This is a genomic window from Paenibacillus sp. 1011MAR3C5, assembly GCF_003591485.1.
Taxonomy (GTDB): Bacteria; Bacillota; Bacilli; order Paenibacillales; family Paenibacillaceae; genus Pristimantibacillus.
Window position 1 is genome coordinate 517,647 of record NZ_QZCF01000003.1, and the last position, 15,597, is coordinate 533,243.

The 15,597-nt window shown below is 45.7% G+C and carries 9 protein-coding genes; 6 read left to right on the top strand and 3 right to left on the bottom strand.

Annotated elements, in window-relative coordinates:
• Positions 1–30 precede the first annotated feature (30 nt).
• The gene (locus D3P07_RS12110) at positions 31–2,583 is read left to right on the top strand and encodes a glycoside hydrolase family 97 N-terminal domain-containing protein (RefSeq protein ID WP_119800478.1); all 2,553 of its coding nucleotides are present in this window, start codon (positions 31–33) and stop codon (positions 2,581–2,583) included.
• Between the two features lie 37 nt (positions 2,584–2,620).
• Here D3P07_RS12110 and D3P07_RS12115 read toward each other — a convergent pair whose 3' ends face one another.
• Positions 2,621–3,514 (bottom strand): AraC family transcriptional regulator, encoded by an 894-nt coding sequence (locus D3P07_RS12115; protein WP_119800479.1) that lies wholly within the window; start codon positions 3,512–3,514, stop codon positions 2,621–2,623.
• A gap of 154 nt (positions 3,515–3,668) precedes the next feature.
• Here D3P07_RS12115 and D3P07_RS12120 point away from each other — a divergent pair, with 154 nt between their 5' ends.
• From D3P07_RS12120 to D3P07_RS12140, 5 genes are all read left to right on the top strand, one after another.
• Positions 3,669–7,019, top strand: coding sequence for a DUF5107 domain-containing protein (locus D3P07_RS12120; RefSeq protein WP_119800480.1), 3,351 nt, complete (start codon positions 3,669–3,671; stop codon positions 7,017–7,019).
• Between the two features lie 103 nt (positions 7,020–7,122).
• Positions 7,123–8,088: an aldose epimerase family protein gene (locus tag D3P07_RS12125; RefSeq protein ID WP_119800481.1), complete on the top strand. Its 966-nt coding sequence runs from the start codon at positions 7,123–7,125 to the stop codon at positions 8,086–8,088.
• A 15-nt stretch (positions 8,089–8,103) separates the two neighbouring features.
• The gene (locus D3P07_RS12130) at positions 8,104–10,413 is read left to right on the top strand and encodes a glycoside hydrolase family 95 protein (RefSeq protein ID WP_119800482.1); all 2,310 of its coding nucleotides are present in this window, start codon (positions 8,104–8,106) and stop codon (positions 10,411–10,413) included.
• A 259-nt stretch (positions 10,414–10,672) separates the two neighbouring features.
• On the top strand, positions 10,673–11,299 hold the full coding sequence (locus tag D3P07_RS12135) for a lipoprotein (protein ID WP_119800483.1): 627 nt from the start codon (positions 10,673–10,675) through the stop codon (positions 11,297–11,299).
• 541 nt (positions 11,300–11,840) lie between these two features.
• Positions 11,841–12,140 carry a hypothetical protein gene (locus tag D3P07_RS12140; protein ID WP_119800807.1) on the top strand — a complete coding sequence of 100 codons (300 nt, stop codon included), beginning with the start codon at positions 11,841–11,843 and terminating at the stop codon, positions 12,138–12,140.
• Positions 12,141–12,598: 458 nt separating this feature from the next.
• Here the strand turns inward: D3P07_RS12140 and D3P07_RS12145 are convergent, their stop codons facing one another.
• The gene (locus D3P07_RS12145; RefSeq protein ID WP_119800484.1) at positions 12,599–13,711 is read right to left on the bottom strand and encodes a response regulator; all 1,113 of its coding nucleotides are present in this window, start codon (positions 13,709–13,711) and stop codon (positions 12,599–12,601) included.
• Positions 13,692–15,452: a sensor histidine kinase gene (locus tag D3P07_RS12150; protein WP_119800485.1), complete on the bottom strand. Its 1,761-nt coding sequence runs from the start codon at positions 15,450–15,452 to the stop codon at positions 13,692–13,694. Before D3P07_RS12150 ends, D3P07_RS12145 begins: the two co-directional genes overlap by 20 nt.
• Positions 15,453–15,597 lie beyond the last annotated feature (145 nt).

The window sequence follows — 15,597 nt, forward strand, 5'->3', positions numbered from 1 at the left end:
AAAAATACGAATGGACAGGGGATTGCATCTATGTGGAAACTGTATTCGCCTAATCATGCTGTTAGTTTCACAGTGTTTGAGAATGCCGAGAAGGAATTATGGTACGCGGTTGAGCGCAATGGCAAAGCGGCCATCGAGCAAAGCAAGCTTGGCTTTGAAAGTGATTTGGAGGATTTCACAAAAGGCTTTCGTTTTGTAAAGGAAGCTCATGCTGTTGTGGACGAGAACTATTCCATACCAGCGGGTAAAAAAGCAGTTTACGAGAATCATGCGAATGAGATGACGCTAGAGTTCCAGTGTGGCGCTTATACGTTCGTGCTGTGCGCGCGTGCTTATGATGATGGGGCTGCTTTCCGCTATCAAGTACTTTCTAATGAAGACAAACCGATGAAAGTATTACGTGAAGCAACAAACTTTAATTTGGCAGAGGCCTACAATGAATTGTGGTTGCAGCATTGGGTGAACAGCTATGAGGGCACCTATGACCGTACCGGCTGGGAAGACAAAGAAGGCAGAGATTACGGAATGCCAAGCTTGTTCCACGCTGACAATGGCGGCTGGGTCATGATTACAGAAGCAGAGGTATACAACACGGATGGCAGCTATTGCTCTTGTCATTTGCGCGGAGCCGGACAGCGAAGCATGTCCTTGGAATTCGCTCCGGAAGAAATGGGGCGACCGCTCTCCTGTAAACTGCCATTCGCCTCTCCTTGGCGCGTCATTGTGGTGACAGACGATTTGAACGAATTGGTGAATACAACCATCAACTATAACTTGAATCCGCCTTCTGTGATGGAAGATACAAGCTGGATCAAGCCGGGGCGTTGTTTATGGGGCTGGTGGGAATATATGAATAGCGCACAGCTATATACAGAGCAGAAGCGCTTTGTAGATTATGCGGCAGCGGTCGGATTTGAAGGACTCACCGTGGATGCGGACTGGGATATTACGTGGCTGAAAGAGCTGTGCGATTATGCCCATTCGAAAGGGATTGTCGTATGGCTGTGGAGCGCCATGCAGTATATCGACACCCCTGAGAAGGCACAAGAGAAAATTCCGTTGTGGGCAAGCTGCGGGGTAGACGGGCTTAAGGTCGATTTCTTCCAGAACGATTCTCAGCACACGATGTGGCAATATGAGATGATTGCAAACTTAATGACGGAACATCGGTTGATGATTAATTTCCATGGGGCAACCAAATGTATGGGCGAAGGACGCACATGGCCGAACTTTATGACGGCAGAGGGAATTCTGGGAATTGAACATTATATGTGGAGCGGTATGCCGGACGCGAGACATAATTGTACGGTTCCGTTTACACGCAATGTGATCGGTCCCATGGATTATACGCCGACCGGGTTCTCCAACAAAAATCGTAACACGACGTTAGGGCATCAAATGGCGCTTTCCGTCGTTTATGAATCAGGCGCTGCCCATATTGCAGCATCCATATATTATTTGGAGGCATGGAAAGGGACCGATTTTTTACGCCGCATGAAGCCTGTTTACGATGAGGTGAAGGTACTGTCTGGTTTTCCAGGCCATCATGCAGCCATTATGCGCCGTTCCCAAGAAGATTGGCTGATTGGCTGCATTACAGACGAAGCAATGATCCTGCGTCTGAGTATGGATTTCCTGCCTGAAGGTGAGTTTGAGGCTGATATTTATGAGGATGACTACAGCGGCGAATTGATGAAGGTGAAGCGCATCAAGGTGACTTCTGCCGATGTCATAGAGCTTCCACTGCTGAAAGGCGGCGGTGCCGGCATCTATATCACCAAAGAAATCACGGAGCTGCCAAAAGGAATTTGTTCCGGTTACATGAGTGATGCAAGAACAGAGTACTGGGCAACAGCGGGACAAATGCGGCAAGGTAGCGAGCCTGTCGTTTATGACAATGAACAGGAAGCGGTATTGCTGAATGGCAGCCTTGTGTTTTCAGTGAAAACAACGGATGCGCCTCAGACCATCCGACTGTTCTATGCAGCAACAGAGCCTTGGACACTGCGTGTCAGTGACGGAATCAACAAAGTGGACATGGCCATGCCGCAAAGCGGCTCTAATAAAATATTCATGACCAAGGATGTGGTATTTCCGTTCGCTGGCGGCGAGAGTGCCTTGTTCCTGGAGCGTATTGCAGGAGCTGTGCCGGCTTTGGAAAGAATTCATATTATTGATAACAAGCCGCAGAAGGAATTGTATGTTCCTGTTGGAAAAGGCAGCCTGAGCGGTGGTGCAGAACTTGTGTTGGATGCAGCAGGCGTGGAGAAGGTGACAGGTCTTGGTAATGGAGGCGAGCTTAAGTTCGACCATATCATGGTGCCTAAGGACGGCTATTATTTAATGCGCTTTGACTACTGTGCAGGGGAAAGCCGAGACCTCAGCATAGAGCTTAACGGTGGGGCGCACACGTACAGAACGAATTTGCACAACACAGCCGGCTGGGGCTTCCCGGTATGGGATATAAAGGATCAGCGTGAAATTCGCATCTGGATGCAAGCTGGCAATAATACTATCCGTCTATACAATGATGAAGGCCGGGCAGTTCATATTTACGGTTTTGCAATTATTGGGGATGAGTAAGAAGGCTTTGATGTAAGCGGGAAAAGAATGGGGGAAGTCATCCCTTTCGTGTATTTCGATACACGAGGGGAGCCTTCCCCATTATTTTTTTGAAGAGTCGTGAGAAGTAGTAGGGATCCTGAAACCCGAGACGAATGCTAATTTCCTTAATACTCTGCTCGGTGAGGTCCAGATACTGGCATGCGAGCTGAATCTTAAGTCGTAAATAGTAATCGATGGGGGAGTAGCCTGTCGTTTTTTTGAACACATGCGTATAATGCGGAACCGACAAATTGGCTTGATCCGCTAATTGTTGCAAGGAGATATTCTGCTCCAAGTGATCGCTCATGAATTGGAGCGAGAGCTCCAGATCGTGCTTCTTCTTCTGCTTCCCTGGCACATTGGGTTGTTGTTGCGAGAATCGTAAGAGCGCCGCGAGATGGCAAGCCAATTGTGAGACATAAATAATGCGATTGAGGGAGTAGCCTTTCTGCAGAAGATCATAACATTGGTGGAATAACTCGATTATTTTGGCGGAATTTTCAACCGATACCAGTGTTGGTGCCGTATATTGATCTATGCCTTCAAAGAAGGAATCGGCATTCTCTCCTTTCATATGAAACCAATAAATAGTCCATGGATTGGTTTCGGAGGAGCCGTATTCATGGGGCATATTGGCAGGGATGACCATGACGGAGCCTTTCTGCAGGAGCTGTTTCTTCTGACCACTGAGGCTAACCCAGCCTTCACCAGCAATACAATACATAACGATATATGCAGCACTGCCTGCAGGGCGTTCACGATAGTGATGCAGTGCCTGTGGAAAGTAGCCTATATCGGTTATATACAGCGGACGGATGAGCGGGTGAGTCGCGTATTCGGCAATGATATCATCGGGCAGTACAATCAGCTTTTGGGACATGAATCCGTCTTGTTTTTTTATAGTATCCATACTATACACTATGCTTTTTCCAGAAACGCTTGTCAACATTTAAACGCAACAAAAATCATCATATAATCCATCATCATCATTTGATAGTGAATGGTCTTTCGTGATGAAACCTCGTAGGATAAGGGTAACGAAAATACATCTTGTATACGAAGGGATGAGCGAATTGACACAACAAGCTGAAGTTAAGGTATGGGAAGAAATAATTGAAATTCCTACGTATGAAGTAGGTGAGCCGGATAAAAATCCGATGTTCCTGGAAAAACGCGTCTACCAAGGCAGTTCAGGCCGTGTCTATCCTCATCCGGTTATTGACAAAATCTATGATGATAAAGTTATGAAGCCCTATCAAATGGTGTACCTGGAAAACGAATATATTCAAATTCAGATGATGCCTCAAATCGGCGGACGAATTTATAGAGCGATCGATAAGACGAATAACTATGATTTTGTCTATCACAATCAAGTGATCAAGCCTGCATTAGTCGGTCTGATTGGACCATGGATCTCAGGCGGTATTGAATTTAACTGGCCGCAGCATCACCGTCCGAATACGTATGGACCCCTTGAATACAGCATCGAGGCCAATGAGGATGGCAGTAAAACGGTATGGGTAGGCGAAATCGACCGGATGTACGGCACGAAAGTAACAACAGGCTTCACGCTGTATCCTGGCAAAGCTTACTTAGAGGTCCATGCACAAATGTACAACCGCACATCGGAGCCTCAGACGTTCCTATGGTGGGCGAATCCGGCATTGGCTGCTAATGATCATAGCCAATCGGTATTTCCTCCCGATGTACATGCCGTATTCGATCATGGGAAACGTGATGTATCCAAATTCCCAATTGCAACCGGAACGTACTACAAGATGGATTACTCAGAAGGCGTTGATATTTCCAAATACACCAATATTCCTGTACCAACCTCCTATATGGCTTATCAGTCAGATTATAACTTTATTGGCGGCTATGATCATCAAGTCCAGGCAGGTCTGCTGCATATTGCGAATAAACATGTCTCGCCAGGCAAGAAGCAATGGACATGGGGGCATGGAGAATTTGGTCAAGCTTGGGATCGTAATTTGACAGATGAAGATGGTCCTTACATCGAGCTAATGACCGGTGTCTACACAGACAACCAGCCAGATTTCACATGGCTTCAACCGTATGAAGAGAAGAGCTTTAAGCAATATTTTATGCCCTACAAACAAGTCGGCATGGTGAAGAACGCTTCTATTGATGCGGCTGTGAATCTGGAAGTGACCGGTCAACAAGCGACCGTACATGTCTATGCAACTTCGGTATTCGAGGATGCGCATGTCATGCTCAAAAGTGCTCGTCGAACGTATTTGGACAAGACGCTTAAGCTTTCACCCGTGGATACATTCTCGACTGAAATGGAGATCGATAGGAATGAGCATGAGGAAGATTTAATCCTTGTGGTCTTAACTGCAAGTGGCAGAGAGCTGATCTCGTATCAGCCGAAACCGAAGGGAATCGAGCAAACGCCAGCTCCAGCGAAAGCGATCGGTGCACCGGAGGAATTGAAGAATACAGAAGCTTTATATTTGGCAGGTCTTCACTTAGAGCAGTATCGTCATGCAACGTATGAGCCTGATGCTTATTATTTGGAAGGATTAAAACGTGATCCGGAAGATATTCGCCTGAATAACGCATACGGATTATTGCTGCTGCGCAGAGGGTTGCTAGAAGAAAGTGAAGTGTACTTTAGAAACGCGATTGAGACGTTGACCCGTCATAATGCAAGACCTTATGACAGTGAGCCGTTCTACAACTTAGGCAAAACATTGAAATGGCAAGGCCGCTTGGAGGAAGCGTTCACGACATTCTACAAGGCAGTCTGGTCCGCAGCATGGCAAGCAACCGGGTATTATGCTCTAGCGCAAATTGCTAGTGAGAAGCAGCAATATGAAGAAGCACTTGAACTGATTGACCGTTCTCTTACGATGCAACAACGCAATTACAAAGCTCGTAATCTGAAGAGTGTTATCCTGAGAAAACTCAATCGTCTGGCTGAAGCAAAGCAGCTAACAGAGGAAACCATTTCTCTAGATCCGATGGAATTCGGTTCAAGGAATGAATTGATCTGCATCTATGAGCAATCCGGCTATCAAGAGCAAGCTGATCAAGCGAAGCAAACATTAGTGAATCTGATGCGTGACGACGCGCATAACTATATTGCGCTTGCACATGATTATGCTGATGCTGGGCAATATGTAGAGGCCCTGGATGTATTAGGCCGCATTGCTGAACGTACAAGCGGCAACGTGTATCCGATGGTTCATTACTATCAAGGATACTATAGCATGAAGTGTAATGACCTGGCTGCATGTGATTCCTATTATGGCCTTGCGGAGGAAGCGAATCCTGCTTATTGCTTCCCCAACTCGATTCAGGATTATGTAGTATTGAAGCATGTGACATCATTGCGCGAGAATGATTCAAAGGCACCATACTATATGGGCAACTTGTTGTTTGATAAGAAGCGACATGATGAAGCTGTATCCTACTGGGAGAAATCCGTAGCGTTGAACGATTCATTTGCAACCGTACATCGCAACCTGGCTTTGGCTTATTTCAATAAAAAGCATAATCCGGATGCAGCGCTTACTGCATTAGAGACAGCATTTGCTCTGAATACATCAGACGCTCGAGTATTTTACGAGTTGGATCAATTGTATAAGAAGCTTAATTATTCATCTGAGAAACGATTAGCCCACTTGGATCAATACAAGGAATTGGTGATCATCCGTGATGATTTGTACCTGGAGTATATTACATTGCACAACGCCTTGAGCCGTCATGAAGAAGCGATTGCGTTGATTATGAATCGTAACTTCCACCCGTGGGAAGGCGGCGAAGGCAAAGTGCCGACACAATACGTGTTAGCGCGGGTAGAGTGGGCGAAGAAGCTGCTAGAAGCAGGCCGGGCGAAGGAAGCAATAGAGCAATTGCTCGCAGCGAAGCAGTACCCGTTGAATGTGAACGAGGGTAAATTAGAAGGAGCCCAAGAGAATAACATCCATTATTACTTAGGTCTCTCTCATCAACAACTTGGAGAAAAGGAGCAAGCTATGCAGTATTTTGCAGCAGCTTCCCAAGGGTTGGATGAACCGACAAGCGCGATGTTCTATAATGACCAACCGCCGCACATGATTTTCTATCAAGGTGTTGCTTTACGTCAATTGGGTCATGAGAAAGCAGCTCGCAGCCGGTTCAACAAGCTAGTGGACTATGGAGAGCAACATATCTTCATCGATCAAAAGATTGATTATTTCGCAGTCTCTTTGCCAGACTTCCTGGTATTTGATGAGGATCTGAATAAGAAGAATCATATCCATTGTTACTACATGATGGGGCTAGGTCATTTAGGTCTTGGAAACCAAGCAGAAGCGGTGAAGAACTTTAAGCTGGCGCTTGAACTCGAGCCGAGCCATCAAGGTGCTGCCATCCATATGGAACTTGCGCTTCAGGGCGCATTATAAATAAATTCATTATTCAAGGCTGCCTCTATATACGGTCGTTCCTCAAGAATGGCCTCTATAGAGGTTTTCTCATATTTATCAGAGGAGAAAGGGGAAAACAACCATGTTGCAGTGGAAGCAACATCAGATGGATGACCAGGTGGTATGGACAGGTACGAACTCGATCATCGAACTCACGATTGCTGCTAATCTAGGGAGCAAAGTCATTTCATTGAAAAATCTGAAAACCGGAAGAGAATGGTTATCGAGAACAGATAACCCGCTTGGCAACAATGGGTATGCGAGTTCATTCGCAGATAGTGACGGTAGTGGCTGGGATGAGATGTTCCCAACGATTAATGTATGTCAGTATCCGGAATTTCCTTGGAAGGAGGTACAATTGCCTGATCATGGAGAGGTGTGGTCGATTCCTTGGCATGTCCTCGCACATGAAGGAAAACTCAGTTGCGAGGTATATGGGGTGAGGATACCGTATCATCTGAAGAAAACCTATTCGTTCACGAAAGAACAACGATTACGGATTGATTATTCTGTTCAGAATCTTAGCCCATTTCCCTTCTCTTTCTTATGGGCAGCCCATCCGCTGTTTCAAGTTGAAGAAGGTATGGAAATGATAGTGCCCCACGAAATGAATACGATAGTTGTCTCCTATTCACAAGATGGTCGGATGGGCCAGAGGGGAGATGTCCAGAAGTGGCCAATCCCCTATGCTGATCGAGAACAGATACGATTGAACGTGGTGGAAGCGGCCACGGCTCGTACGGCAGAGAAGTATTATTTTCAAGGTGAGTTAGCCGAAGGGAAGGCCTCTCTCTTGGATCCCGTTACAGGAGAACAATTAACGATGCTATTCCCAAAGGACAAGGTTCCTTATCTGTCCATCTGGGCGAATGCTGGCGGATATCTAGGACAGTATCATGTAGCGATCGAACCGGCTACCGGCTTCCTGGACGATTTATCTTATGCAATGGAGCACAAGTCTGTTGCTGTTGTAGAAGCACACGGTACTTATGAATGGTTCTTGGAAATCGAGTTAATTACGGGAAGGAACGATTCAGAGTATAGATAACAAGGAGAGTTCAATATGAGTAAATATAAACTATGGTATAGGCAACCCGCCGCCAAATGGTCAGAGGGCCTTCCTCTCGGAAATGGAAGAATGGGTGCTGTCATTTATGGGGCCGCAGATTCAGAGACATGGAGCATGACTGAAGTAACCTACTGGTCGGGAAAATCGGAAGCAACAGCTACCACGTCTAAGCGGAAGGCTGATCTTGAAGAGATGAGAAAGCATTTTTTTGCGGGAGACTATCCAACAGGAGATAGACTTGCCAAACAAGTGTTGCAGCCGAAAAAAGCGAATTTTGGAACAAACCTGCCCCTGTGTGACATAAAGTTTTATTTCGAAACCGTTGTTGATTTTGATAGCTTCATTCGCGAGCTGGATTTGGATGAGGCTATTTCGCATACATCCTACAAGGTGAATGGCCATACCATCCGACGTGAAGTCTTCGCTACACATGCGGATGATCTTGTAGCCTCCCGCTTATGGGGGGATATTCCGGGTTCGGTTTCCTTCACGTTGGGTATCGAAGGGCGTACAGAAACCTTCCAAACCGAGGTATTGAACACCGACACCCTAACATTCAGAGGCCAGGCTACGGAGCAAGTACACAGTGATGGTACATGCGGCGTATGGAGTGAAGGTCTCGTGAAGGTGCTAGTATCCGGCGGTACTCTCCGCAGTGAAGCGGGAAAGCTGGTTATATCGGGAGCCGATGAAGCCTGGGTGTATTTTGCAGTGAATACGGATTACCGAAGAGAAGACCCTTGGGAGGAAGATGCCAAGCGCCAAGTAGAACACGCACTTGCCAAGGGATATTCGCAACTTAGAGAGGATCATATATTGGACTATAGTGGACTTTATGCACGTGTTGATCTGGATTTGGGGACGTCCGCACAATCCGCTCTGCCAACGAATGAAAGGATACAGTTGTTCAAAAAGGGGCAAATCGATGATCCTGATTTGTTTGCATTATTTTTTCAATATGGCAGATATTTGACGATTACAGGCTCGCGAGCGGACTCTCCATTGCCTTTGAACTTACAGGGAATATGGAATGATGGTGAAGCTTGCCGTATGGGGTGGAGCTGTGATTATCATTTGGATGTGAATACGGAAATGAATTATTATCCGACCGAAATATCCAATTTGAGCGAGTGTCATTTGCCATTAATGCGTTACATTGAGGAGCTTGCGCATGCAGGACGTTCTACTGCGAGTGATTTCTATGGCAGCGAGGGTTGGGTAGCGCATGTATTCTCGAATGCATGGGGATTCACAGCGCCAGGCTGGGACACTTCCTGGGGGCTTCATGTGACTGGCGGGCTATGGATTGCTACACACCTAATGGAGCATTACGACTATACGCTAGATCGTGCATTCTTGGAAGGGAAAGCTTATCCGGTGTTAAAAGAGGCGGCTGCTTTCTTCCTGGATTATATGACGATTCATCCGTCCTACGGTTGGTTGGTTACAGGGCCATCCAATTCACCTGAGAATCATTTCTATCCAAGTCATAAGAGTCTGGGCGTTCAGCAATTATCAATGGGATCTACCTTGGACCAAGTGCTGGTTCGCGATTTGTTTAACTTTTGTTTGAAATCGGCACAATTATTGGAGAGAGATGTGGAGCTGCAGAAGCAGTTAACGGATGCAATAGCGATCTTGCCTCCATTACAAGTAGGTAAGAAGGGGCAGTTGCAGGAGTGGTTGGAGGATTATGAGGAAGCACAGCCAGAGCACAGGCATTTGTCTCATTTGTTCGCATTATATCCTAGTAATCAAATCACTCCACAAGGGACGCCGGAGTTAAGCGCTGCCTCAAGAATTACGTTAGAGAACAGAATGCTGCAAGATGAACTAGAGGATATTGAGTTTACAGCCGCTCTATTTGGTCTCCATTTTGCCAGATTGCATGATGGGGATCGTGCGCATAAGCATATTGGACATTTGATCGGTGAATTATGTTTTAATAATTTATTCACATATTCCAAACCTGGGATCGCAGGTGCGGAGACGAACATCTTTGTTATTGATGGCAACTATGGCGGGACTGCGGCGATCGCAGAGATGCTGCTACAGAGTCATAATGGAGAAATTCACTTATTGCCTGCACTGCCGGAAGCTTGGTCGAGGGGATCCATCAAGGGATTGCGAGCGAAAGGCAATATGGAAGTGGATGTGTCTTGGGAGAATGGCCAATTGGTAGAATCGACCATTTATTCGCATACCAAAGGCAGTATATGCGTACGTTTTGGGAATGACAAGATATTTGTCCATTTGGAAGCGGGCGGTACATACTGCTTCAATAACCAATTGGATATGGTTTAGAGATTTAGAAAAAAGACACAGCAAGAGTGAACACCCCTTAAAGGTAGTAGTTCTGTTCATTTTCTGATTTATGTATGTTAGGCTGAGTGTCGTTTGCCGACTCTCTGCTTACGTTTTTACGAGCAGTCTCTACGTCTTCTCCCTGCCGAGTCAGCTAGTAAAAGGAAAGAGGTTTCAAACCTATGAACTATTCTCCTATGTCGTTCTTTGTCTATCGCAAGGATATACTCCTGATACTTATAGTAAACAGATCGAATGGATGGAGCGGGATGTATTTTATATCAAAATATATGAAATGAATGGCAACCTTTCAAACATGAACATCGTTCTAATAACAGAAAAGAAAACACTTGAATGGTGGTGGATAGCTATTCAGAAGATGATTATGATTTTTTTTCTAACGTTAATGTTGGCCGGTTGCTCGATGGGGAACAAGACTTCAACAGTTGAGGATTTCCAAGAAGTTGCGACTGACCCTGTTGTAGAAGTGACGAATGAACCGGTTGAGGGAGATAATAATTCGAATATTACCGAGCCAACGTACATCGATGAAAGTAAATATGAAGGTGATCAACTAGGAATAGTACAAACATTGAACCTTATAATTAAAGCGTCCTACGAAAGGAATTATGATGTATATAATTCACTCATAACAGAGAATCTAGGGCCGACAACTAGCTTTAAAAAATACTTTATTAGCATCGATAAGTTAGACTTTTCGGTTATACCAACAGAGTTCACGCCACCAAAAGATATAAAACCTGTTGTCCTGGATTATACGGAGCACATCTATGGGGATAAAGGGAATGATAAAGAAAAGCAAATGTTCTTGTTTCAATTAGAAGATGATAAGTGGAAACTAGACGCAATAACAGATAGATGGTAGTAAGTAAACAATATTACAAATCCCTGTTATTAAATAAAGCCCGACACATAATTGAAGTGCACCCCTTATAGCGGACATTGGAAAAACATCCTAGTGTTAAAGCCGATGAAACTATAGGGGTGCTTTCGTTATCGCGAAAAAGGGGCGAAAATTTTTAACGTACAGCATGGAAACGAAGAGGAGTTGCGTCTACAAGGAATGACGGCAGCGAAAATTGCAGAGGAACTGGGGATCGTTTATGCGGGACGGGTAAAGGTCTGGATGCCGGCACAATACCGGAAACAGCTTATCGGGTAGGGCACTTTCTAAATGCCCACTAAATGGGATCTTGACCAAAAGGCATTATCAGTGGGCGTTTCCTTGCAGGATATGACATGATAATGCTTTTTCCTTTGACAGCATCTTAGTACGCCAAAGACGAGCATTCGAATCCAAAACGAGGCAGCAGCTTGTACATCAGTTGTTTTTCGGGAGCAAAGAATTGTACAATGAAATCCAAGATGTTGCTTGCAAAAATCTCATGATGAAGGAGATAATACGTATGAACTTAAGAATGGAACAACTGGAACGTAGGCTGGTCGAACAACATCATAAAGATTTGTTCCTTCAAACGAAACATACGTTGGCTGCGATTGATGTCCTTGCTGATGAACACCGTCGTTTTCAGTCCATACAAGCGATCAGCGGCGTGAGAATTATAGGTTCAGAAGAGGCATTATTTTATGAGACACTGACACAAGTCAAGGAAACAATCGTTGAAACACTTGAAAAAACACTTGCTGATCTCGAGCATAAGGGTGACAAGCACTACCATAATAACTTCAAGGACGGCGTGGAATAATCGTTCATGTTGGCCAGCTATTAGCTGGCCTTCTTTATTACTCCGAGAATGCAAAAATAATAAGAGACCAGCAACTTGTCCATTCCAAATTACCTTTCTCGCATATGAGATATTGAACTTATTCGTGGTAATGGGAAGAGACGTGGGTTATGGCCAAGAGAGTGGAAAACCAAGTCTATTCTAATCGGGTCGCGAGGTCGGAATTTGATGGAAGCTGGTACAGTTCTAGTTGGCTCTGGAGGAACTAGTCATTATAGTAAACCGCATATTGCCAAGGACCTTTAAGCAGCAATAGAGCAGGATAGGCACAGGATGAATACACTTGGCGAAGCGCTTATTGAACAAGTCATTCCACTGTCTGAACTTGAAGAGCATCTAGCCATTAGTCGCAGCGCATCCGGCTTTTTACACCGAGGTTTTAGATTTGAACGGTCCAGATCGCTTACCTGTGTCACTAGCTACAATCGACCGTACCACTCAGCTAACTCTGCTGAGGGCTGAATATGGAGTTCTTGTTTTAACAGCGATTCATACTGCTTGTAGTGCAATTGGAGGGCCAGTCTGTCCTTCAAAGCGGCAAACCCGTGCATAAGCAGCATATTCGCTTCCTCATCCAATTCGTTGCGCCGTACCAACCTTTTAGCAATCTGAACGGCCTGACGAATCTGATTATTGTCGAGCAGCCACTTGGCTAGACGTTTGGCGAACGCCTCATACAAATCACTGAGCCGCTCGCGCTCCACAAGCGCCCACCCGTACGCTTTGTCATCGAACAAATCGCCTGTATACATTTTCTGAGCGGCAATTGCGGCCTCAATATTGTTCTCATCAATGGTGTGAAAACCGGACAATCGCTCCTCGAATTCTATGAAATCGACCTTGATTGGTTCCAAACTCATCAGATAATGTTCGCGATCAGAGGTGATATTTTCCTTTATTCCGCAAGTAGACAGGGTCCTGCGCAGCTGGTATAGCGCAGTATTGAGATACAACTCCGAATTTTTCTCTTCTCTATCATGGAATAAGTCTTCCAGAATACGAACCTTGGCCACACGATTCCCGTGACAGAGCAACAAATACGCAAACAGCTCCTGGCTTTTGCGGGACATCCACTTCAATGAGTCTCCTTGCACGCTGCTGATTTGCAAACCTCCCAAGCCTGCAACCGACAATCGTTTTGAACTGTCCAAGTTACCGGAATCGAGCTTTTCCACCCGTCCTCTTGCTGCTCTAGCAACGGTTTCTTCTAAGCGCTTCAGGGAAACTGGCTTCACAATATAATCCAATGGATATACGTCAAAAGCATCCAGCGCATACCCCTTATGGGAGGTTACGAACACAATATCCAAGTCGGCGTTCATCTTCCGTAACGCAAGGGCTACTGTCAATCCGCTGTCTTCCGCGATCATGATATCGACAAAGGCAAGATCCACGACATGCTGTGCGGCAAACGCAACCGCTTCTGCACTGCTGCGTACCATCCCGACGATTTCCACGCCTTCTATTCGCGACAATAGCTGGCTCAATGCCGTCAACATCGCCTGTTCGTCATCAATAAGCAGTACTTTCATCGTGGCCCCTTTCCGAGTTTGCCGCGCGAAGCGAAAAGTAAAAAACAGTTTTCTGACGCGGTATGCTCTCCACCCAAATTTGTCCGCCGCTCATCCGCACGAATTGTTGGCAGACCTGCAATCCCAGTCCGGTTCCTCTCTCCCCGGCAGTACCTGTAGTGGACACGAGTCTTAGCGGATCAAACAATTCCCGAACCCGATCTTCATCCATACCCACACCATTGTCGCTGACCGATACGATCACCTGCTCGGCATTGGCATCAGCGCTAACCAGAATTTTCTCGCCTCGCTCGGAAAATTTGATCGCATTCGTCATCAGATTACGAACGATCAAATTGACCGCTTCTCTATCCGCATAAACTTCAATGTCGCTGTCGATTTCCAAATGTATAGCGATTTGTTTGGCTTCACCATTAAGTTGCAGCGTGCGGCACACTTCCTCGACCACGTCGGACAGTCGTAATCGTTCGGGCTGTAGCAGCATGCCTTCCTTCTGGCTGCGAAACCATTCCAGCAAATTTTCGATCATCACAAATGTATGTTGAATTTGCCCGCTTAAGGCATCGATCACTTCCTGATGATTGCGGTTAAACATCCCTTTATCTTCTTTCAGCACTTCAATCAAACTAGCCTGGACGGCCAAAGGATTGCGAATATCATGGGAAACGATTGCGAACAACTGGTCTTTTAGCTGATTAAGCTTAACGATCTGCTCCATCTGCCTTTGCTTTTCTGTAATATCGAACAATATGGATACGGTACCTTGCCCCTTTTTTCCTAGGGAAGCCAATGGATACACCTTAACGGAATAGACCCGGGATTGTCCGTTCACCTGCGCGTCGATCTCCATATCGCTCGCTTCCATTCGCTCGCAGGCTCGAAGCCAGTCTGGCCAATTAGCCAACAATGTGTCGATACGCCGCCCGGCAATCGAATCTTCTCCTGCACCCGTAAATAAGGGGGCGACATACGCATTGCTATCGATGACGCTTCCTCTGTGATTGACAATGAGTATTCCTTCCTCCATCGTCTCCACCACGACTTGTCTTGCAAGCGGAACGACCGAGAACATCCGGTAACGGATCACCATCCACAGCATAGCCATTCCGAGGAAGCCGGAGTATACCGATAGGGGAAGCAGCCACGGCGTAAAGCCGGAGTAAGCGGACTTGGCAACCTCCGTCGCAGCGGGGATACAGCCGCATAGGATGATCCAGATACCGGGCTTGCGCAATTCAGGACGTACTCGGCGCAGATAGATAAACAAATAAAAAACGCAAGCAGCAATAATCAGATAACAGATGATATTAAATGTAATCGAATAGACGGTTTTGCTTATTTCCAAATGCCCTTGGTTGAGTTCTATATGATCAAAAATTAGCTGGTGATAGGGGTTCGTCCATATAAGCAATGACCATAGTATGAAAATCGATAGAATCTGCATCATGCGAATCGGACGTAGATATTCGCTCTTCCCAAACAAAGCCAGCACGAAAAAAATCATCATAGGCACCACAAACAACAAGCTGGTCTGTTCTATATTTCGAAACAGCATTTTTGCAGCTAAGCTTTCGCTGTTAATTTCCATGATCACGCTTCCGGCATAAATCACGCGGCAAATCATGACCCACGCAAAATATCGGATTCCCCGTTCCTGACTGTACAGAAAGGCGTAGCATAAAAACGCGATCATCAAAAAAACAGAAACCAGCATGGCCACATTGGATAGCGTTATACTCATAGCTGCAAAATTCTCCTTGGAACAAGAAACATCTGGAATTTCCGACCAACTCTATTATACGTAAAGATCTTTCGCAATAACAAGTGAACAGCGATTCTTTCATAGTTCTTTCATCGTTCTTTTATAGTTCTTTTATAGCCGTCTG

Bases quoted from the DNA above. Each gene is read 5' to 3' on its own strand.
- D3P07_RS12110 (WP_119800478.1), top strand. From the start codon at position 31: ATGTGGAAACTGTATTCGCCTAATCATGCTGTTAGTTTCACAGTGTTT.
- D3P07_RS12150 (WP_119800485.1), bottom strand. From the start codon at position 15,452: ATGAGTATAACGCTATCCAATGTGGCCATGCTGGTTTCTGTTTTTTTG.
- D3P07_RS12125 (WP_119800481.1), top strand. From the start codon at position 7,123: ATGTTGCAGTGGAAGCAACATCAGATGGATGACCAGGTGGTATGGACA.
- D3P07_RS12115 (WP_119800479.1), bottom strand. From the start codon at position 3,514: ATGGATACTATAAAAAAACAAGACGGATTCATGTCCCAAAAGCTGATT.
- D3P07_RS12145 (WP_119800484.1), bottom strand. From the start codon at position 13,711: ATGAAAGTACTGCTTATTGATGACGAACAGGCGATGTTGACGGCATTG.
- D3P07_RS12130 (WP_119800482.1), top strand. From the start codon at position 8,104: ATGAGTAAATATAAACTATGGTATAGGCAACCCGCCGCCAAATGGTCA.
- D3P07_RS12135 (WP_119800483.1), top strand. From the start codon at position 10,673: ATGGAGCGGGATGTATTTTATATCAAAATATATGAAATGAATGGCAAC.
- D3P07_RS12140 (WP_119800807.1), top strand. From the start codon at position 11,841: ATGAACTTAAGAATGGAACAACTGGAACGTAGGCTGGTCGAACAACAT.
- D3P07_RS12120 (WP_119800480.1), top strand. From the start codon at position 3,669: ATGAGCGAATTGACACAACAAGCTGAAGTTAAGGTATGGGAAGAAATA.